The 21,058-nt window shown below is 55.1% G+C and carries 16 protein-coding genes, 2 tRNA genes and 1 other RNA gene; 10 read left to right on the top strand and 9 right to left on the bottom strand.

Annotation, left to right across the window (positions count from 1 at the left end):
* Window positions 1-143 precede the first annotated feature (143 nt).
* The 3 genes from galU to rssA form a co-directional block, all read right to left on the bottom strand.
* Window positions 144-1,052, bottom strand: coding sequence for a UTP--glucose-1-phosphate uridylyltransferase GalU (gene galU, locus DAI21_RS14540; RefSeq protein ID WP_100779934.1), 909 nt, complete (start codon window positions 1,050-1,052; stop codon window positions 144-146).
* A 197-nt stretch (window positions 1,053-1,249) separates the two neighbouring features.
* Window positions 1,250-2,263, bottom strand: coding sequence for a two-component system response regulator RssB (gene rssB, locus DAI21_RS14535; RefSeq protein ID WP_102103885.1), 1,014 nt, complete (start codon window positions 2,261-2,263; stop codon window positions 1,250-1,252).
* An 88-nt stretch (window positions 2,264-2,351) separates the two neighbouring features.
* Window positions 2,352-3,254 (bottom strand): patatin-like phospholipase RssA, encoded by a 903-nt coding sequence (rssA, locus tag DAI21_RS14530; protein ID WP_100779932.1) that lies wholly within the window; start codon window positions 3,252-3,254, stop codon window positions 2,352-2,354.
* 115 nt (window positions 3,255-3,369) lie between these two features.
* On the opposite strand from rssA, the gene DAI21_RS14525 reads away from it, so the two are divergent.
* From DAI21_RS14525 to DAI21_RS14505, 5 genes are all read left to right on the top strand, one after another.
* Window positions 3,370-3,828, top strand: coding sequence for a YchJ family protein (locus tag DAI21_RS14525; protein ID WP_107703432.1), 459 nt, complete (start codon window positions 3,370-3,372; stop codon window positions 3,826-3,828).
* Between the two features lie 47 nt (window positions 3,829-3,875).
* Window positions 3,876-4,718, top strand: coding sequence for a formyltetrahydrofolate deformylase (purU, locus tag DAI21_RS14520; protein ID WP_100779930.1), 843 nt, complete (start codon window positions 3,876-3,878; stop codon window positions 4,716-4,718).
* A 156-nt stretch (window positions 4,719-4,874) separates the two neighbouring features.
* Window positions 4,875-4,959 (top strand) — tRNA-Tyr (locus tag DAI21_RS14515).
* Between the two features lie 26 nt (window positions 4,960-4,985).
* A tRNA-Tyr gene (locus DAI21_RS14510) sits at window positions 4,986-5,070 on the top strand.
* Between the two features lie 40 nt (window positions 5,071-5,110).
* A non-coding RNA gene (locus DAI21_RS14505) (RtT sRNA) lies at window positions 5,111-5,241 on the top strand.
* Between the two features lie 178 nt (window positions 5,242-5,419).
* On the opposite strand, the gene narI is transcribed toward DAI21_RS14505, so the two are convergent.
* The 5 genes from narI to DAI21_RS14480 all read right to left on the bottom strand — a co-directional run bounded on the left by narI (window position 5,420) and on the right by DAI21_RS14480 (window position 13,857).
* Entirely contained in the window at window positions 5,420-6,097 is a 678-nt protein-coding gene (narI, locus tag DAI21_RS14500; protein ID WP_107703431.1) for a respiratory nitrate reductase subunit gamma, read from the bottom strand.
* On the bottom strand, window positions 6,097-6,807 hold the full coding sequence (gene narJ / locus DAI21_RS14495; protein ID WP_107703430.1) for a nitrate reductase molybdenum cofactor assembly chaperone: 711 nt from the start codon (window positions 6,805-6,807) through the stop codon (window positions 6,097-6,099). The genes narI and narJ overlap by 1 nt, the downstream gene beginning before the upstream one ends.
* Entirely contained in the window at window positions 6,804-8,339 is a 1,536-nt protein-coding gene (narH, locus tag DAI21_RS14490) for a nitrate reductase subunit beta (protein ID WP_102103888.1), read from the bottom strand. Before narH ends, narJ begins: the two co-directional genes overlap by 4 nt.
* Window positions 8,336-12,079, bottom strand: coding sequence for a nitrate reductase subunit alpha (locus DAI21_RS14485; protein ID WP_107703429.1), 3,744 nt, complete (start codon window positions 12,077-12,079; stop codon window positions 8,336-8,338). Before DAI21_RS14485 ends, narH begins: the two co-directional genes overlap by 4 nt.
* A 380-nt stretch (window positions 12,080-12,459) precedes the next feature.
* Complete coding sequence (locus DAI21_RS14480; protein WP_102103890.1) at window positions 12,460-13,857, bottom strand: NarK family nitrate/nitrite MFS transporter; 1,398 nt, start codon at window positions 13,855-13,857, stop codon at window positions 12,460-12,462.
* Window positions 13,858-14,167: 310 nt separating this feature from the next.
* Here DAI21_RS14480 and narX point away from each other — a divergent pair, with 310 nt between their 5' ends.
* Together narX and narL are read left to right on the top strand one after the other, a co-directional pair.
* Window positions 14,168-15,964 (top strand): nitrate/nitrite two-component system sensor histidine kinase NarX, encoded by a 1,797-nt coding sequence (gene narX, locus DAI21_RS14475; RefSeq protein ID WP_102103891.1) that lies wholly within the window; start codon window positions 14,168-14,170, stop codon window positions 15,962-15,964.
* A complete protein-coding gene (narL, locus tag DAI21_RS14470) occupies window positions 15,957-16,607 on the top strand; it encodes a two-component system response regulator NarL (RefSeq protein ID WP_100779923.1) in 651 nt (216 codons plus the stop codon). The genes narX and narL overlap by 8 nt, the downstream gene beginning before the upstream one ends.
* Before the next feature lie 2 nt (window positions 16,608-16,609).
* On the opposite strand, the gene DAI21_RS14465 is transcribed toward narL, so the two are convergent.
* The gene (locus DAI21_RS14465; RefSeq protein ID WP_107703428.1) at window positions 16,610-18,016 is read right to left on the bottom strand and encodes a YchO/YchP family invasin; all 1,407 of its coding nucleotides are present in this window, start codon (window positions 18,014-18,016) and stop codon (window positions 16,610-16,612) included.
* A 326-nt stretch (window positions 18,017-18,342) separates the two neighbouring features.
* Here DAI21_RS14465 and DAI21_RS14460 point away from each other — a divergent pair, with 326 nt between their 5' ends.
* The 3 genes from DAI21_RS14460 (at window position 18,343) to DAI21_RS14450 (ending at window position 21,045) form a co-directional block, all read left to right on the top strand.
* Entirely contained in the window at window positions 18,343-18,696 is a 354-nt protein-coding gene (locus tag DAI21_RS14460) for a DsrE/DsrF/TusD sulfur relay family protein (RefSeq protein WP_107703427.1), read from the top strand.
* Between the two features lie 107 nt (window positions 18,697-18,803).
* Window positions 18,804-20,588: a methyl-accepting chemotaxis protein gene (locus DAI21_RS14455; protein WP_102103895.1), complete on the top strand. Its 1,785-nt coding sequence runs from the start codon at window positions 18,804-18,806 to the stop codon at window positions 20,586-20,588.
* A 214-nt stretch (window positions 20,589-20,802) separates the two neighbouring features.
* Window positions 20,803-21,045, top strand: coding sequence for a DUF1883 domain-containing protein (locus DAI21_RS14450; protein ID WP_100779919.1), 243 nt, complete (start codon window positions 20,803-20,805; stop codon window positions 21,043-21,045).
* The last annotated feature ends 13 nt before the right edge of the window (window positions 21,046-21,058 follow it).

Below are 21,058 nucleotides of genomic sequence, written 5' to 3'. Positions count from 1 at the left end.
ACCGCCGAGATATCTTCTTACATCCCGTCATATAGCCACATCTATTAGTGCCAACTTCCTTACATACCCTCGGTGCCGGTATCAGGCATAAAAAAACCGGTGGAGTAAGACTCACACCGGTTTCGACCATCACAGGGGGCAGATTAGTTTTTAATACCCATGGTCTCTTTCAGCCAGGCTTTAAATTCTTCGCCCAGTGAGTTATGGCGAATACCATATTCAACGAAAGCCTGCATATAACCGAGTTTATTACCGCAGTCATGGCTCTTGCCTTTCATGTGGTAGGCTTCAACGGTCTCTTTTTCGATCAGCATATCAATGCCATCGGTCAGCTGGATTTCGTCGCCAGCGCCCGGAGGGGTTTTCGCCAGCAGTGGCCAGATCTCTGCGCTCAGCACATAGCGACCAACAACCGCGAGGTTAGACGGCGCTACATCGGCTTTTGGCTTCTCAACCACACCGACCATTGGCACACTCTCACCTGGCTTCAGATCAACGCCTTTGCAGTCCACAACGCCATACGCAGTCACGTCTTCAACAGGTTCAACCATGATCTGGCTGCTGCCGGTTTCGTCAAAGCGACGAATCATATCAGCGAGGTTGTCCTGAGAGAGGTCTGATTCGAACTCATCGAGAATCACGTCTGGCAGAATAACCGCGACCGGCTCATCACCGACAACCGGATGCGCGCACAGCACAGCGTGTCCCAGGCCCTTAGCCAGCCCCTGACGCACCTGCATGATGGTCACGTGAGGTGGGCAGATTGACTGAACTTCTTCCAGCAGCTGACGTTTAACGCGTTTTTCCAGCATGGCTTCAAGTTCAAAACTGGTATCGAAATGGTTTTCGATAGAGTTTTTGGACGAATGGGTCACCAGCACAATTTCTGTAATACCGGCAGCAATACATTCATTGACGACATACTGGATTAATGGCTTATCGACCAAAGGCAGCATTTCTTTCGGAATTGCCTTTGTGGCCGGTAGCATCCTGGTTCCCAATCCCGCTACCGGGATAACGGCCTTTGTAACTTTCGAATTTAGGGCAGCCATTGAAATCTCCTGAACTGTTCAAGTTTTGAACTTTATGCATTGAATAACGCGACAAGTATATCAGTCTCGTTCAGTAAACCGGGTCTGAAAAGGGCACGTTACCCATCAATTAGGATAAATACGTATCAAACTGGCAGTGATAGTAGCACTGCCGTTAAAACGAAGGTAAAGCTATCTGACGAATAAAATTCAACTGCTTATTCCGTGGACAACATTAAGCGTAAACGCCCACCTGCTCCCCAAATTTGACACTGCCAGGACGCGCAGCGGTGACTTATTTGATTAAGATAAGTCGTACCCAGCGTACCTAAAGGAACACCATTGCTGACCTGAATATGATGCTCACCGGTATTCAGCGTGGCGTTTAGACCCGCAGAGACCAGAATGAGATTTTTTAATTCGCTATGGTAATAACCGACTAACAGCGGAAACTGTCCGGGCAAATTGGCCTGACGGAAAAGATGGTTCACCTGTTTCAGCAATGCCCCTAATTCAGGAAGTCGTTGCCCCTGATGGGAGAGTTGTTCTTGTAACAAACCGTTAAATAATGCCCGCAATAATAATGCCGCTAATACCCCGTTATCACCCGCTCTCGTCACATCGAGGCAATAAAATGCCAGGTCAACATCCGATAACGGTGCAATATCAAGCACCAGGCCGTGCTGATCTGCGGCAACAAGTTGTCGATAGTTAATTCTGCAATGCGATATATTCTGCTGAACCGGTGGCTGAAGTTCTTGTAAAAGCTTAGCAGCAGCATGGGGATTACTGACCAGCGCATCCCAGTCCTGGAAAAGGCGCTCTTCTTCCTCAACGCGGGAATTAAACATATTCGGATAGAGGCAGGCAAAAACCGTTTCCCGCAGACGGTTCAAATCTTTTACCGGCTTCAGGAGGACATCCTGCACGCCGAGACGCAGCGCTTTGGCGATGTCGGCCATATTCTCGGTCGCGGAGATCACAAGGATTGGCGTCTGATCACCTTCATTGCGCAGATGCTCCACCAGTTTAAGCCCGTTCATGCGCGGCATCGCGATATCACAAATCATCAGATCGGGCTTGGCTGACGCCATTTTTTCCAGCGCATCCACCCCATCAACGGCCAGTATGGTCGTTGCTCCCAGCGAACTTAACCACGAATCCATCAGCGAACGGAAAACGGGCTCGTCTTCGACTATCAGAATCTGTTTTCCTGCCAATGGCTGTGTCATGGTCTCTCCTCTGGCAGACGATAAATCAATAGTGGCATGCTATTGGTACTACCGCCTGTCAGATTTTGCTGAAGTCTTCAAAAAAGGGCTAAGCTGTCGCTCGCACCAAAGGTAACAGTTCGTCCATTTTTTTCTCAACAGCCAGTGCTCCGGCGGCGATCGCCGCATCTGCCCGATGGAAGTCGAGTGTTGATATTTGCGGACAGAATGGCTGAATCAGAATATCCGGAGGATCACCCGCCATTCGATTTCGCTTCAGGCGATTCTCCAGTACCTGAATAGAAGTGGTCATGATCTCCATTGCCGTCGGCGCGGAGACCATCCGGCGCGTCGTTGCACGCCCTAAACGCTCACGCAGGCGCTTATGCCAGGCAAGCTTTTCATTTTCCGTTTCGTCGTTCTGGAGATTCACCGGCATTAAATCTTGTTGCATTAGGTGGGCGTCATGCTGCAAATCGACGGCGATAACAATATCAGCGCCCATCGCGCGGGTCAGCGAGATTGGTATTGGATTTACCACGCCGCCATCCACCAGCCAGTAGCCATTATGAGGAACCGGTGCCATCAGGCCAGGAATACTGCAAGACGCACGGACGGCAAGGTGGATATCACCCTCGGTGAACCAGATTTCCCTGCCCGTGCTGAGATTGGTTGCCACGGCACCAAATGGCATCTGGCAATGGTTGAAGTCATCCAATGGCATGATTTGGCGGAACTGGTTAAACACGCGCTCACCGCGCAGCAGGCCGCCGCGTTGCCATGAAAGATCCATCAGGCGCAGTACGTCCCAGTAGCTAAAGGAACGCACCCACGTTTCAAGTTCCGGCATTTTACCGCACGCGTAGGCGGCACCCACCAGCGAACCAATTGAACACCCTGCTACAAGATCAACATCGACACCCAGTCGTTTTAGCGCGTTAATCACGCCAATGTGCGACCAGCCCCGGGCTGCACCTGATCCCAGCGCCAGACCAATTTTTACCTTTCTCATTAGCCCTGTTTGACTTCCCCTGGATTCCTAACGTAGCGTCATCGCTACTGCTCAGTTAACATAGTGCCACCTGGGCGTTTAAACGCCGTGACTTTTTTATTCCAGGAAGAGAATTGTGTCTCAACTCTGCCCCTGTGGTAGCGCCCTCGAGTATAGCCTATGTTGCCAGCGATATCTTTCTGGCAACCAGGTTGCACCCGATCCATCACACCTAATGCGCTCCCGGTATGCTGCTTTTGTGATCAAAGACGCAGACTACCTGATTAAAACCTGGCACCCCTCGTGCCACGCCGCTGACTTCCGCCAGGAAATTGAAGCCGGATTTGCTAATACGCAATGGCTCGGCCTGACGCAGTATGAAACCGCCCCCGGCAGCACGCCCAATGAAGGTTTTGTCAGCTTTGTTGCCCGATTTATCGAGCACAACAAGCCTGGCGCCATCATCGAACGCTCCCGGTTCATACTGGAGGGCGGACAGTGGTACTATATTGATGGTACTCGTCCGCAGTTTGGTCGTAACGACCCCTGCCCCTGCGGTTCAGGTAAAAAATTTAAAAAGTGTTGCGGGCAATAACGCCTGACCACAGATAACAAGCAAACACTCAACAGGATTTCCTCGCGATGCAATCATTACAACGCAAAATACTGCGTACCATTTGCCCGGACCAGAAGGGTTTGATCGCCCGTATCACCAACATTTGTTACAAGCATGAACTGAACATCGTGCAGAACAACGAATTTGTGGATCACCGCACCGGCCGCTTCTTTATGCGCACCGAACTGGAAGGGATCTTCAACGACACTACCCTGCTCGCCGATCTCGATGGCGCGTTACCGGAAAACTCCATCCGTGAACTGACCCCTGCCGGGCGTCGCCGCGTGGTGATTCTGGTCACCAAAGAGGCCCACTGCCTGGGCGATCTGCTGATGAAAGCCAATTACGGTGGTCTGGACGTCGAAATTGCTGCGGTAATTGGCAACCACGATACCCTGCGCACTCTGGTTGAGCGTTTTGATATTCCGTTCGAGTTGGTGAGCCATGAAGGCCACACCCGCGAAGAGCACGACGATCTGATGGCTCAGGCCATCGAAGCGCACAACCCGGACTACGTGGTGCTGGCGAAGTATATGCGCGTGTTGACGCCATCATTCGTTTCCCGCTTCCCGAACAAGATCATCAACATTCACCACTCGTTCCTGCCGGCGTTTATTGGTGCGCGTCCTTATCACCAGGCCTACGAGCGTGGTGTGAAGATCATCGGTGCAACTGCCCACTATGTAAACGACAACCTGGATGAAGGCCCGATCATCATGCAGGACGTGATTCACGTCGATCACACCTACACGGCGGAAGACATGATGCGTGCCGGACGTGACGTCGAGAAGAACGTGTTAAGCCGCGCGCTGTATCAGGTGCTCGCCCAACGCGTCTTCGTTTATGGCAACAGAACGATTATTCTTTAATCCTTTGTGAAATGAATTGATTAGCTTTGCGCCTTTACGGGTAAAAAGCAGACAAACGAATCGTTTTCATCAAAGGAATGCTTTACAGGGGCGCGTCATTTGATATGATGCGCCCCGCTTCCAGCAGGAAGCAGGCCAGTAAAAGCATTACCCCGTGGTGGGGTTCCCGAGCGGCCAAAGGGAGCAGACTGTAAATCTGCCGTCATCGACTTCGAAGGTTCGAATCCTTCCCCCACCACCATCTCAACGCTCAAGCATTATACCCCTGGCGGGGTTCCCGAGCGGCCAAAGGGAGCAGACTGTAAATCTGCCGTCATCGACTTCGAAGGTTCGAATCCTTCCCCCGCCACCATTCCGAAGATTAAATCCAAACTTTTTATCCGCAGAATATTTCATATTCCCATTGGGGAAGGATGAGAAGCTTCGACTAAGGTTCGATTCGAGCGTAGCGAGAAAGCGTTGCCGCAGGCAACGACCCGAAGGGCGAAGCGCAACGCGCTGAGTCATCCTTCCCCCGCCACCATTTCTCAGACCAAATCCCAACTTTTCTGTTCGCGCAATATTTCATATTCCCGTCCACCTTTCTTCCTCTTGTATATATTTACTTGGTTTTGCGCATTAGTTTTTCTCTCGTGACGATTCGTTTCTATAAACAAAAAAACCCCGCCGAAGCAGGGTTTTGTTCATTCAGCATGCGCCGCTTAGCGACGTGCGCGAACGATCTGATATCTACGCGTCAGATACTCGACCGGCACGCTCCAGATATGCACCAGGCGCGAGAACGGGAACAGCACGAACAGCGTCATACCCAGCACCAGATGCATGCGGAAGATAAACGCCACACCATCCAGATGCGTGGACGCCCCGCCGTGGAAGGTCACCACAGACTGCGCCCAGCCAACCAGTTTCATCATTTCGCTGCCGTCCATATGCTGGGCAGAGAAAGGAATCGTCGCCAGACCCAGGGCGCACTGAATCACCAGCACCGACATCACCAGAATATCAGCGGCTGTCGTGGTCGCACGGATGCGAGGGCTGAACAGACGGCGTTTGAGAAGCAGCAAACCGCCCACCAGACACATCAGGCCCGCAGCACCGCCACCAAACATCGCCATTTTCTGTTTCACTTCCAGCGGCAGCCAGGCTTCATACATCCAGTGCGGTGTCAGCATCCCGAAGGCATGGCCTGCAATCACACCCAGAATCCCGATGTGGAACAGATTAGACGCCAGGTTCATCCCTTTGCGATCCAGCATCTGGCTGGACCCTGCACGCCAGGTGTACTGGCCGTAGTCGTAGCGCAGCCAGCTGCCCACCAGGAACACGGTACCCGCAATGTAAGGATAGATATCGAAGAAGAACATATTCAGGAAGTGCATTAGTGCTGTCCTCCGTTAGAGATATTCAAATATTGCGGGGCGACAGCTCCGGCAAAACGACGCTGGTGAGCCGAGATTTCTGACTCGCCACAGTTCTGGTCAGCAAGGAATTTCACCTGCTCTTCTTCCCAGACCGCATCCAGCGCTTGTGGGGTATCATCGCGCGCTTCATCGGCGATTTTCTCCGCCACTTTATCGCTGTCGATGGCGGTATTCGCCAGTTTCACCAGCAGATCGAACAGCACCGCATAGCGGCTTTCACGCTGCTTCAGGCGCGCGCTTAACAACGCCAGAATCGGCGCGATGTCCTGCAAACCGCCCAGCGCCTCTTCACGCGGCAGCTGAGCCAGATATTCCAGGTAAAGCGGGAGATGATCCGGCAGTTCGCGGCTGTCTAACTGCAAGCCCTGAGCTTCGTACTGTGCCATCAGGTCAACCATCGCCTGGCCACGATCGCGGGATTCACCGTGAACGTGTTCGAACAGCAGCAGCGAAGTCGCACGGCCACGGTCGAACAGCTGGCTGTAGTCAGACTGCGCATCCAGCTGATCCTGAGTGAGTAAATCGCGCAGGAAAATACCCAGCGCCTGTGCATCTTCTTTATCCAGATTTTCTGATGACGCGAGTGCATCAAAGAGTTCCTGCTGATGCAGCCACAGGGCAGCATCAGGGTACTCGAGCAGACGCGAAACAATGACGAGTTCAATCATTGGTGCGGCTCCGTTTTGCTGGTCACATCCATCGCATCAATGCGACGGCTGTTAAACAGGTTGAATTTGCTGTCTGAACCGTGGCAACCGTCGCCAAAGGTAAAGCCACAACCGCTCTTCTCCGGGAAGGCTTCACGCGCCAGCTCACGGTGGCTGCTCGGCACCACGAAACGATCTTCGTAGTTCGCAATCGCCAGATAGCGGTACATCTCCTGCGCCTGGGCTTCGCTTAAACCTACCTCTTCCAGCGCGCGGGTATCGATCACACCCTCGACCGTTTCCGCACGTTTGAAATGACGCATCGCCAGCATACGTTTCAGAGCCAACAGCACCGGCTGGGTATCGCCTGCGGTGAGCAGGTTCGCAAGGTACTGAACCGGGATACGCAGGCTTTCCACGTCCGGTAAAATACCGTTGCTGCCCAGCTCACCCGCATCGGCAGCGGACTGAATCGGTGACAGCGGCGGCACGTACCAGACCATGGGCAGCGTGCGATATTCCGGGTGCAGTGGCAGGGCCAGCTTCCAGTCCATCGCCATTTTGTACACCGGCGACTGCTGTGCGGCGTCAATCACGCTCTGCGGGATACCGTCTTTCAGCGCCTGCTCGATCACTTTCGGATCGTTAGGATCGAGGAATACGTCCAGCTGACGCTGATAGAGATCTTTCTCGTTCTCGGTGCTTGCAGCGGTCTCAATCGCATCCGCGTCATACAGCAGCACGCCCAGATAACGAATACGGCCTACGCAGCTTTCAGAACAGACGGTCGGCATACCCGCTTCGATACGCGGATAACAGAAGATGCACTTCTCGGACTTCCCGCTCTTCCAGTTGAAGTAGATCTTTTTGTACGGACAACCGGTAATGCACATCCGCCAGCCGCGGCACTTGTCCTGGTCGATCAGGACAATGCCGTCCTCTTCACGTTTGTAGATCGCACCGCTCGGACAGGTCGCCACACACGCAGGGTTGAGGCAGTGTTCGCACAGACGCGGCAGATACATCATGAAGGTGTTTTCGAACTGACCGTACATCGCCTTCTGCATGTTTTCGAAGTTCTGATCTTTCGACAGTTTCTCGAATTCGCCGCCCAGATCGTCTTCCCAGTTCGGACCTTTACTGATTTTGTCCATACGCTGGCCGGTGATCAGTGAACGCGGACGGGCAATCGGCTGATGTTTCCCTTCTGGCGCGTTGTGCAGATTCTGGTAGTCAAAATCAAACGGCTCGTAGTAATCATCGATGCCCGGCAGGTGCGGGTTAGCGAAGATTTTACCCAGCAGCAGCGCTTTGTTACCCATGCGCGGAACCAGTTTGCCGTTGATCTTGCGGATCCAGCCGCCCTTCCATTTTTCCTGGTTTTCCCAGTCGGTTGGGAAACCGGTGCCCGGCTTGGTTTCTACGTTGTTAAACCACGCGTATTCCGCGCCTTCGCGGCTGGTCCAGACGTTTTTACAGGTGACTGAACAGGTATGACAGCCGATGCATTTATCCAGATTCAGCACCATGCCGACTTGTGAACGAATTTTCATTTTACGCTCTCCTGTACCTGGTCATTACCTTCGCCATCTAACCAGTCAATATTCTTCATCTTACGCACCACCACGAACTCATCGCGGTTAGAGCCGACCGTACCGTAGTAGTTAAAGCTGTACGCCAGTTGCGCATAACCGCCGATCATGTGAGTCGGTTTTGGCGTGATACGCGTCACCGAGTTATGGATACCACCGCGCTGCTGGGTGATTTCAGAACCCGGCAGGTTCACGATACGTTCCTGCGCGTGGTACATCATGGTCATCCCGGCTGGCACACGCTGGCTTACCACCGCACGTGCCGTCAGCGCACCGTTGCTGTTGAACACTTCAATCCAGTCGTTATCCACGATGCCCAGATCTTTGGCATCCACTTCGCTCATCCAGACGATTGGCCCGCCGCGACCTAAGGTCAGCATCAGCAGGTTGTCGCTGTAGGTAGAGTGGATACCCCACTTCTGGTGCGGCGTCAGGAAGTTCAGCGCTTTTTCCGGGTTACCGTTGGATTTCTCGCCCATCACCTCTTTCACCGAACGGGTGTCGATTGGCGGACGATAGACCAGCAGGCTTTCACCGAAATCACGCATCCACTGGTGGTCCTGATACAGGGACTGACGGCCGGTAAGGGTGCGCCACGGAATCAGCTCGTGAACGTTGGTATACCCGGCGTTATAGGACACATGCTCATCTTCCAGACCAGACCAGGTCGGGCTGGAGATAATTTTGCGCGGCTGAGCCTGAATATCGCGGAAGCGGATTTTCTCGTCTTCTTTATTCAGCGCCAGATGCGTGTGGTCACGACCGGTAAACTCACTGAGTGCAGCCCAGGCTTTTACCGCCACCTGACCGTTGGTTTCGGGTGCGAGGGTCAGGATCATCTCTGCCGCATCAATCGCCGTGTTCAGCATTGGCTGGCCTTTTGCCGGGCCGTCTGCTTTGGTGTAATTGAGCTTCCGCAGCAGATCCATTTCGCTCTGGGTGTTCCAGGCGATACCTTTCCCGCCGTTACCGATTTTCTCCATCAATGGGCCGATAGAGGTAAAGCGCTCGTAGGTGGCAGGATAATCACGCTCCACCGGAATAATGTGCGGCGCGGTTTTACCTGGGATCAGGTCGCATTCGCCTTTTTTCCAGTCCTTCACATCCAGCGGCTGCGCCAGTTCGGCGGCGGAGTCGTGCTGGATGGGCAGCGTCACTACGTCGGTTTCCACACCCAGGTGGCCTACGCACACTTCTGAGAACTTTTTGGCGATGCCTTTGTAGATTTCCCAGTCGCTTTTGGAATCCCACGCCGGATCAACGGCTGCAGACAGCGGGTGAATAAACGGATGCATATCCGACGTATTCATGTCGTCTTTTTCGTACCAGGTTGCCGTCGGCAGCACGATATCGGAGTAGAGACAGGTACTGGAGAGACGGAAGTCCAGCGTCACCACCAGATCCAGCTTGCCGTCGAGACCGTTGTCTTTCCACTCGACTTCTTCGGGTTTCACGCCGCCCTGTTTGCCCAGATCTTTACCCTGAATACCGTGGTCAGTGCCCAGCAGGTACTTCAGCATGTATTCGTGGCCTTTACCGGACGAACCGAGCAGGTTCGAACGCCAGATAAACAGGTTACGCGGGTGGTTTTTGCCGTTTTCAGGCTGTTCCGCCGCAAAGCGAAGCGAGCCGTCTTTCAGGGATTTCACGGTGTAATCGACCGGTGACATGCCAGCTTTTTTCGCTTCTGCTGCGATGCGCAGCGGGTTAGTGCCCAGCTGTGGCGCAGAGGGCAGCCAGCCCATGCGTTCTGCACGCACGTTGAAGTCGATGAGATGTCCGGTATAGCGGGATTTATCCGCCATTGGCGACAGCAACTCCTGCGCGGTCACGGTTTCGTAACGCCACTGGCTGGAGTGGTTGTAGAAATAGGAAGTGCTGTTCATGTGACGCGCCGGACGCTGCCAGTCGAGGCCAAACGCCAGCGGCTGCCAGCCGGTCTGCGGACGCAGTTTTTCCTGGCCCACGTAGTGTGCCCAGCCGCCGCCGCTCTGACCGATACAGCCGCAGAACACCAGCATATTAATCAGGCCACGATAGTTCATATCGAGGTGATACCAGTGGTTCAGACCCGCGCCGACGATAATCATCGAACGACCGTGGGTTTTGTCAGCGTTGTCGGCGAATTCACGCGCGATACGGGTGATTTGTGCGCGTGGCACGCCCGTCACCTGCTCTGCCCAGGCCGGGGTATACGCTTTGATATCGTCGTAGCTGGTTGCGCAGTTTTCGTCGTTCAGACCGCGTTCCAGACCGTAGTTGGCCATCGTCAGATCGTAAACGGTGGTCACGAGCGCGGTTGATCCGTCAGCCAGTTGCAGACGTTTCACCGGCAGTTTGTGCAGCAGGATGTTTTCCAGCTCCACTTTCTTGAAGTGTTCAGAACCTTCGCCGCCAAAGTACGGGAATCCGACTTCCGCGATATCGTCCTGGCTGCCCAGCATGCTAAGGCGCAGTTCGGTCTCATCACCGGTGGTCGCGTTACGTTGCTCGAGGTTCCATTTGCCTTTTTCACCCCAACGGAAACCGATGGAGCCGTTCGGCGCGACCATATCCCCTTCATTGTTGAAGGCGACGGTTTTCCATTCCGGGTTATTTTCCTGGCCCAGCGCATCCACCAGATCCGCCGCACGCAGCATACGACCCGCTGCGTAGTAGCCGTCTCGCTCTTCGAGCATCACCAGCATTGGCATGTCAGTGTAGCGACGCACGTAGTCGGTGAAATACTGGCTTGGTTTGTCGAGGTGGAATTCACGCAGCATGACGTGACCCATCGCCAGCGCCATCGCGGCATCGGTACCCTGCTTCGGTGCCAGCCACAGATCGCACAGTTTAGCGATTTCGGCGTAGTCCGGCGTTACGGCAACGGTTTTGGTGCCTTTGTAACGTACTTCAGTAAAGAAGTGGGCGTCCGGAGTACGGGTCTGCGGCACGTTAGAGCCCCAGGCGATGATATAGCTGGAGTTGTACCAGTCCGCGGATTCAGGAACGTCAGTCTGTTCGCCCCAGGTCTGCGGAGAGGCTGGCGGTAAGTCACAGTACCAGTCGTAGAAGCTCAGGCAGGTCCCGCCGATGAGAGACAGGTAGCGCGCACCCGAGGCGTAAGAGACCATCGACATCGCCGGAATTGGCGAGAAGCCTGCCACGCGGTCCGGGCCGTAGGTTTTAACGGTGTAGACGTTGGAGGCCGCAATCAGCTCGTTCACTTCCTGCCAGGAGGAACGAACAAAACCGCCGCGTCCACGCGCCTGTTTAAAGCTTTTCGCTTTATCAGCGTCTTCAATAATAGAGGCCCAGGCATCAACCGGATCGCTGTGCTGCACTTTCGCTTCACGCCACATCTTCATCAGACGTTTACGCATCAGCGGGTATTTCAGGCGGTTAGCGCTGTACAGATACCAGGAGTAGCTCGCACCACGCGGGCAGCCGCGCGGTTCATGGTTGGGCATATCCGGGCGTGTACGCGGATAGTCGGTCTGCTGCATTTCCCAGGTGACCAGACCATTCTTAACGAAGATCTTCCAGCTGCAGGAACCGGTGCAGTTCACACCGTGTGTAGAACGAACGACTTTATCGTGCTGCCAACGTTGACGGTATCCATCTTCCCAGTCCCGGTTGGTTTCCAGAACCTGACCGTGCCCATCGGCAAAGGTCTCGCCCTTCTGCTTGAAGTAGCGAAACCGGTCCAAAAATTTGCTCATCGGGTATCTCCTGTGTGGAGCCTGTGGCTCTCTAAATCGACATTGCTGATTTGCAGCGAAGGTAACGCTATGAAAGATGGCGGGAATTGATAACGATCAAGGCGAGCGGGCTCTATAACGCAGGGTATTAGGGCGAATACCACCAAAGCGGTAGAAAAATTAATTTTTTAACTATCTGTTATTTATAGATATTTTATATTTATCCTCCTTATGGCCCCGCTTTTTTTAACATCTTAGGTATTAAGGGGTAGATACCGCTGCAAGGCGATGGCGATCACAGTGTTACCCCGGCTCCCGTTACTATACCCAACAAGTATGTTGTAACTAAATGCAGGATAAAAAAAACGCGGCACTGAGGCCGCGTAAACGGATAATCAAACTTACTTATTTTTCTTAGTATTCCGGCCGTATACCAGCCACGTGATCACCACGCAGGCGACATAGAAAATAAGGAAGACTTTCATCGCACCCGCCGGGGAGCCGGTCAGCTCCAGAGAGATGCCGAATGATTTCGGGATAAAGAAGCCACCGATCGCGCCAATCGCTGAGATAAAGCCCAGTGCCGCTGCGGTGTCGGTTGCGGCTTCACGCATCGCGCGCTCTTCAGTACCGCCCTGTGCTTTCACACGATCCATGGTCAGCTTACGGAAGATCACGGAGATCATCTGGAAGGTCGAAGCACTCCCGAGACCGGCCGTCAGGAACAGCCCCATGAACACCGCGAAGAACGCGATAAAGTTACCGCCCTGGCCGTTGGTTGGCAACGTCAGGAACAGCAGCGCACAGAAAACCGCCATCAGGATAAAGTTCACCAGCGTGACGCGAGTCCCGCCCAGACGGTCGGAAATCATCCCGCCGGTAGAGCGTGCCAGAGCGCCGATAAACGGACCGAAGAAGGCAAAATGCAGGATCTGCACGTCAGGGAACTGGGTTTTCGACAGCATCGCAAAACCTGCGGAGAAGCCGATAAAGGAGCCAAAGGTCGCCAGATACAGCAGCGCCATGATCCACAGATGGGCGCGTTTCAGAACCGGCAGCTGCTCACTCAGCGATGCTTTAGACGCGGACAGATCGTTCATGAAGAACCAGGCCGCCAGCGTGAAGACCACCAGGAAAGGCACCCAAATCCAGGCCGCGTTTTCCAGGAACAGTTTAGAACCGTCTGCTTGTTCCACGCCGGTGCCGCCGAAGACAGCAAAGATAGACATGGAGATCGCCAGCGGCGCGATCAACTGCATCACGCTCACGCCCATATTCCCGAGGCCGCCGTTAATACCCAGCGCGCCGCCCTGCTTTTGTTTCGGGAAGAAGAAGCTGATGTTTGCCATGCTGGAGGCAAAGTTAGCCCCTGCAAAACCGCACAGCAGCGCGATGATGACAAACACGCTGAACGGAGTAGACGTATCCTGCACCGCAAAACCCAGCCACACGCAAGGGATGATCATGATACCGGTGCTGAACGCCGTCCAGCGACGACCACCAAACAGCGGAACCATGAACGCGTAAGGAACACGCAGCAGCGCGCCGGAAAGCGCAGGTAACGCGGTCAGCATAAACAGCTGATCGGTCGTGAAGTTAAAGCCTACTTTCGGCAGGTTCACCGCCACAGCACTGAACAGCATCCAGACACAGAATGCCAACAACAAACACGGAACAGAAATCCACAGATTACGACTTGCTACACGTTGACCACGCTGTTGCCAGAACGCCGGATCTTCCGGATGCCATTCTGTTATAACAGCACCGGATGCCCTTTCCGGGGCGGATGAGTGACTCATAGACACCTCTGATTATCGAATGATGCTGCAAACATTAGGGTTTTAAGCAGGCGGTAAGTTGATATAAATCAAAGGAAAAGTTGACTGTCAGACGCTCAAAAAAACGCCATGACTCTTAGTGAGTAGATGATTTCGGCAAAAAAGGTGTGGTTTTTTAACGGCGCTGACGGTTTGCCGGTCCCCCCTCCCCCTGGCCATTACCCCTGCGGCAATTTAGGAGTAATCCTTTGTTGGTATGGGTATACTCCAGGGTATGCATGAAAATAGCGCCATTCCTGGAGGCAGGCAAAATCAGGAGCCCGGCAAGCCCATGTTAAAACGACTCTTCTCTCCGCTGACGCTAGTTAATCAGCTGGCCCTTATCGTGTTGCTGTCCACCGCTATTGGTGTGACCGGCATGGCGATCTCTGGCTGGCTGGTACAAGGCGTTCAGGGTAGCGCGCATGCCATTAACGAGGCAGGCTCCCTGCGTATGCAGAGTTATCGCCTGCTGGCGGCAGTGCCGCTGACGGCGGAAGACAAGCCCCTGCTGGATGAGATGGAGCGTACCGCATTTAGCCCGGAACTGGAAATCGCCGCCCGTCGCGATGGTCAGACTAAACAGCTTAACGCGCTACAGGGCTACTGGCACAGTCAGCTCAAACCCGGACTGCAGCAAGCGCACAGCCCTGATACGGTGGCCGGTGATGTGGCGAGTTTTGTGGCGCGCATCGACACGCTGGTCTCCTCTTTCGACTCCTCCACCGAAATGCGCATTGAGCGCGTGGTCACAGTCCACGGCGTAATGGCTGTTTTTATGGCGCTGCTGCTGGTGTTTACCATCGTCTGGCTGCGCGCTCGCCTGCTCTATCCCTGGAAGCAACTGCTGGCCGTGGCCCGCGCCGTCACTCAGCGTGATTTCACCCAGCGCGCGCACATCAGCGGACGCAATGAAATGGCGATGCTCGGTCAGGCGCTGAATGATATGTCCGGCGAGCTGGCCGAAAGCTACGCGGTGCTGGAAAAACGCGTACAGGAAAAAACCGCCGGACTGGAGCAAAAAAACGAAATCCTCTCGTTCCTGTGGCAGGCGAATCGCCGTCTGCACTCTCAGGTTCCGCTCTGCGAGCGCCTCTCACCGGTGCTTAACGGCCTGCAAAATCTGACCCTGCTGCATGACATTGAACTTCGGGTCTATGACGTTGAAGACGAAGAGAACCATCAGGAATTCACCTGTCAGTCGGATATGACCTGCGATGACAAAGGGTGCCACCTGTGCCCGCGCGGGTTACCAACGCCCGCCAGCAGTGGCACAACCCTGAAATGGCGTCTCGCGGACAACCACACTCAGTACGGCATTTTGCTGGCCACGCTGCCGACCGGCCGCCATTTGAGCCACGATCAGCAGCAGCTGGTCGATACGCTGGTCGAGCAGCTCACGGCGACGCTGGCGCTGGATCGCCATCAGGAAAAGCAGCAGCAGCTGATCGTCATGGAGGAGCGCGCGACCATTGCCCGCGAGCTGCATGACTCGATAGCCCAGTCGCTCTCCTGTATCAAAATGCAGGTCAGCTGCCTGCAAATGCAGGACGATGCCCTGCCACCCACCAGCAAAGAGTTGTTGAGTCAGATTCGCAACGAGCTGAACACCTCCTGGGTGCAGCTGCGCGAACTGCTGACCACCTTCCGTTTACAGCTCAACGAGCCCGGTTTACGCCCGGCGTTAGAGTCGAGCTGTCAGGAATTTAGCGCCCGGCTGGGCTTCCCGGTGAAGCTGGACTACCAGCTGCCGCCGCGTTTTGTCCCTTCCCATCAGGCCATTCATCTGCTGCAAATCGCCCGCGAAGCCCTGAGCAATGCGCTCAAGCACGCCGACGCGACGGCAGTGACGGTGACCGTTGCGCACCATGATAATCAGGTGAAACTGACGGTTCTGGATAACGGCCGCGGCGTGCCGGAAAACGCTGAACGCACCAACCACTATGGGTTAATTATTATGCGAGACCGCGCGCAAAGCCTGCGCGGGGATTGCCAGGTTCGCCGGGGAGAGTCTGGCGGCACTGAAGTCGTAGTGACCTTTATTCCCGAAAAGCCTCTAATCACTTCCGAAGGAGAAAACCATGACTAATCAGGAACCGGCAACCATCCTGTTGATCGACGATCATCCGATGCTGCGCACCGGCGTAAAACAACTTGTCAGCATGGCGGCAGATATCACCGTCGTTGGCGAAGCCAGCAATGGCGAACAGGGTATTGAACTTGCCGAGTCACTCGATCCTGATTTGATCCTGCTCGATCTCAATATGCCGGGCATGAACGGCCTGGAAACCCTGGATAAACTGCGCGAAAAGTCCCTCTCCGGGCGCATCGTGGTGTTCAGCGTTTCCAACCATGAAGAAGATGTCGTCACCGCGCTAAAACGCGGCGCAGATGGCTATCTGCTCAAAGATATGGAGCCGGAAGATCTGCTGAAAGCCCTGCAGCAGGCCGCCGCAGGTGAAATGGTCCTGAGTGAAGCCTTAACGCCGGTGCTCGCCGCTAGCCTGCGCGCCAACCGCGCGACGTCCGACCGCGATGTGAGCCAGCTGACCCCGCGCGAGCGCGACATCCTGAAGCTGATTGCTCAGGGCCTGCCGAACAAAATGATCGCCCGCCGTCTGGATATCACGGAAAGTACGGTCAAAGTGCACGTCAAACATATGCTCAAGAAAATGAAGCTCAAGTCGCGCGTCGAAGCGGCCGTCTGGGTTCATCAGGAGCGTATTTTCTAGTTTTATTCGTCCGGCAGCAGTTTCCATCTCGGATCGTCATCCGGCACTGCCAGCAGCGGTGGCGACAGAGAGAGCGTGATCTCATTGGAAGAGACACGCTGCCCGTCTTCATCCTCGACCACCACCGACAGCCGCCAGCGGTTCGTCGCGCCTTCGCGGTCATCCCACGCCGGAAGTATCACACTCCAGCCATCACTGCTGCTCGCATTCGGCGGCGAAGTCAGACTTAACACCTGCGTATCGCCCTGCCAGTGAAGACGACGCACCCCATGGGTACTGCGGATTTGCAGTTTCAGATTCACGGTTTCACCCGGATGCAAATCCCACGGCGGCGTCGCCAGATAGACCGACAGCGTTTTGCGCTGGCGGAATTCCATCACCGGCAGGCTGGATCGATCCGGCGAATCATAGCGACTCCCGCGCAGGGAGCGCGTAGCCGCCACTTCATCCGACGAGAGCTGTTTTTTCAGCGGAACGCCAAAACGATAGTTTAGTTTCATGCCAAGATTATTCTGGCTGACACCGCTCTCGCCCTGCTTGTGCGCCGCCGAAAACGTCAGAAGTGGCACAGGCGTGTAATCCAGCCCGAGGTTTACCGCCATCGGGTTGTGATACCCGGTGCCGCTGCGAAACAGATCGACGTTATCACCGAAATATTGTTCGAAGCTGACGCTGGTATTGAAATGATGAAAGTACGGCAGCCAGGCTTTAGCTGTCACGTCATAGCCCCGCGCCATCCGCTGCTCTTGTACGTCGGAGCTGTCGCGCCAGCTGGCGAACGGCTGGTAGTAGTTTGCCGATAAGCGCAGGTTTTCGCCCCAGGCTTCGGCACCCAGCCCGGCGCGCTGTAAATTCTCATCCAGCAAGTTATCGTAAAAGGTGTTGTAGCCCAGCAGCCATTTCCCCGCGACCCAGCGCTGGCCGATGCCCGCGTTACTCACCAGCCCGTCGGTTTGCTGCGTCAGCCCGAGCTGGCTCCAGCTCAGATAGCGGTTGTTGTCCTGCCAGGGAATAAACCACCTGCCGCTGCTGCCGGTAAATTTGCCGTCGTCATCCACCAGCAGATCGACGCTGGCATTACCCCAGGGCGACAGCCAGGACTCGATCTGCTGATTCACTTCTCCGCTGACCACGTCGCGCACCTGACCGAATGCAAACTGGCGCGCCTGCTCACCGGTGGTCAGGCCGTTGTCGGTCATGCTTGCTTCACCGAAGGCTTTCGCCATCTCCGCCAGATGTTTTTCACTCTCACCGGAGGGTTGAGCCAACCCGAGATCCGGCAGGCCATCACCGTTATTATCAAAGGGGTTTTTCGCCTGATCTTCAAAAGAACGGGAGGCAGCCGAAACGGCTCCGGCCGGAATAAGGAGGAGTAACAACAGCGCGCGAATGTGTGGTGAAGCCATCATGAATGTCGTAACTGTGATCCAGATCGCAAGTTAATACAGTGCTAACCTTAACGCGTTCCGGACATTTTTGCAGCCTTAAGGGCAATTTCAGGAATATCCCGAGAGGCTGGCTTTACACTCCACCGCGTACCGTTTTCCCGGCGCGCGCAGCCAGATGTTTAACGCACTGCGCTCGCGCGGTAGCATATGCACAAGACCGCTGATGCTGTTCCCCCTTCGATGGCACCGGGTGGCCCGCCATTGAAATTCGTCATGCTTACTCTGCGGGGTCAATATTATCCCGTGGACTGAGCCCTATCCGTGCCTTATTGCACTGAGGAGTTACCATGCAGAAAATTGTGATCGTCGCCAACGGCGCGGCCTACGGCAGTGAATCCCTGTTCAACAGCCTGCGTCTCGCCATCGCCCTGCGCGATCAGGAGAACGAACTGGAGCTGCGTCTGTTTCTGATGTCCGATGCCGTCACCGCCGGGCTGAAAGGGCAAAAACCGGCAGAGGGCTATAACATTCAGCAGATGCTGGAGATCCTCACCGCCCAGAATGTGCCCGTGAAACTGTGTAAGACCTGCACCGACGGGCGTGGGATCACCGCCCTGCCGCTGATTGACGGCGTTGAGATTGGCACCCTGGTGGAACTGGCGCAGTGGACCCTGTCCGCCGATAAAGTATTAACTTTTTAATAATAAACCCGTAAACATATTTTTTACTTATGGACGCGGTTGCACCATCAAGTTACCGGCTGGGTTGCCGATAGGCTACTTAAGTCAACTCAGCAGGTACACAGTGAATGTTAAGATCAATCCGTGCCCGTATCATCGCCGCGACAACAGGTTGTCTGGTTGTCGCCCTTCTTCTGAATACCATTATTAACTTCGAGGTCACGCGGCAGGATAACCAGCAGTCGCAGCGGGATATTCTGGCCAGCACCAGTGCCAGCCATAATCTCGCCATTGCCGACTGGGTTAACAGCAAGCTGACGGTGATCGCCTCCGCGCAATCCGTGGCACTGAGCGACGATCCGGTTCCGGTGTTTAAGCAACTGGCACAGGCCGGTGGCTTCACCAACGTCTACGTCGGCTATGCCAGCAAAACGGCAAAATTCTCTGACCCCGCAGGCGTCCCGGCGGATTACGATCCGACCGTACGCCCGTGGTATCAGCAGGTCGTCAGCGCCGATGCCCCTGTCGTTACCGCGCCCTACGTGGATGCAGGAACCGGTAAACTGGTGGTGACCTTTGCCGTGCCGGTGAAAGAAAACGGCGAACTGAAAGCGGTGGTCGCCGGGGATGTGGCGATGGACAGCGTGGTGGCTAACGTGCGCGGTATTCACCCGACGCCTGCCAGCAGCGGCCTGCTGATTGACAGCGACGGTACAGTGATTGCCGCCAGCGATCCGGCTCTGACACTCAAACCCTTCAATGAAGCCATCAACGGCGTCGATATCAACGCGCTGAAAAAAGGCACGGAACTCGACGGCACCCTAGGCGGTGCGGAGAAAACCTTTATCGCTACGCCGGTGGCGGGGACTCACTGGCTGTTAGTCGTCGCCCTCGACAGCAACGATGCCACCTCCGGGATGCGCTCTCTGCTGAAAGCCTCGGGGCTGTCACTGGTGATTCTGGTGCTGTTGAGCGGTGCGATTGTTCATTTTATTATTGCCCGCCTGCTCAAGCGCCTGTCGAATATCCGCGATGCGATGCACGCCATCGCCAACGGAACAAACGATCTGTCTCAGCGCCTGCCGGATAACGGCCAGGACGAAGTGGCGGAAATCGCCCAGGCCTTTAACGCCTTCAGCGATAAGCTGTCGACAGTAATGGTGCAGCTGCGCGACGCCAGCTCCTCGGTCAAAAACGCCGCGCGCGAAATCGCGGCGGGCAACCAGGATCTCTCAGGACGTACCGAGCAGGCGGCCTCCAGCCTGCGTGAAACCGCCAGCGCCGTAGAGCAGATTACCGCCTCCGTCACTCAGTCCACCGAATCAGCGGCAGAAGCCAACGATCAGGCGAGTAAAGCCTCGGCTGCGGCTTCTCGCGGTGGCGAAGTGGTGTCTCAGGCCATCACGACCATGCAGTCAATCGAAGTGGCGTCGGCCAAAATCGGTGATATCACCAGCGTCATTGACGGGATTGCCTTCCAGACCAACATCCTGGCGCTGAACGCCGCCGTAGAAGCGGCCCGTGCGGGCGAACAGGGCCGCGGATTTGCGGTGGTGGCCGGGGAAGTACGCAGCCTGGCAAGCCGTAGCGCGCAGGCGGCCAAAGAGATCAAAACGCTGATCGACTCAACCGCCCACAGCGTGGCGACCGGCTCCCGCTACGTGCATCTGGCCGGGGAGAGCATGGACGAGATCCGCTCCACCATCGGCAGCGTATCGGGGATTATGCGTGAAATCACCATCGCCACCAGCGAGCAGATGAAAGGCATTCATGAGATCAACCACGCCGTGACTCATCTCGACAGAATGGTGCAGCAGAACGCGGAACTGGTGGTTGAATCCGCCGCAGCAGCGAGCGCCCTGCAAAGCCAGGCGGGCGACCTTGCTGAAACGGCAGGACATTTCCGCATATAATTTTCTTTTGGCGCGTATTGGCCTGTTCAAATACGCGCCAGCTGAACCCTTTCAGGCATTTTGTCATTTTTGTTTAAACGTTATGCCATTTTTTGATCAAAATCAGCATCCCCTCCCTTCCCCTTTGGTGTTATGCAATGAGTGAATTGTGAACAACATCACGCTCAGGATTAACCGCAGGGAGAGCGTTGTTTCCGGACTATGGGGTAAAGAGATGGCACTGGTAAAAACAAGTTTGAAGCTGTTTGGCGGGGATACGGTGGTGGTGCGCTGCTCAGAGCGCTGTCATATTCATTTGATGAGCGCTAAAGCGCAGAAGTCGTCGCAGGCGGATATTTTAAGCGTGCAGAATAAAGACAATGCGTGGTTAACGGTGCCCTATACCGGCACCTGGGATGTACTGATCGACAGCCACAGTCAGTCGCTGGAGCACTCCGTCAGCTACGTCGCGGCATAACATTTACGCCCGG

The sequence above is a fragment of the Lelliottia sp. WB101 genome, assembly GCF_003051885.1.
GTDB classification, from domain to species: domain Bacteria; phylum Pseudomonadota; class Gammaproteobacteria; order Enterobacterales; family Enterobacteriaceae; genus Enterobacter; species Enterobacter nimipressuralis.
This window is presented reverse-complemented; position numbering and strand designations above follow the sequence as displayed.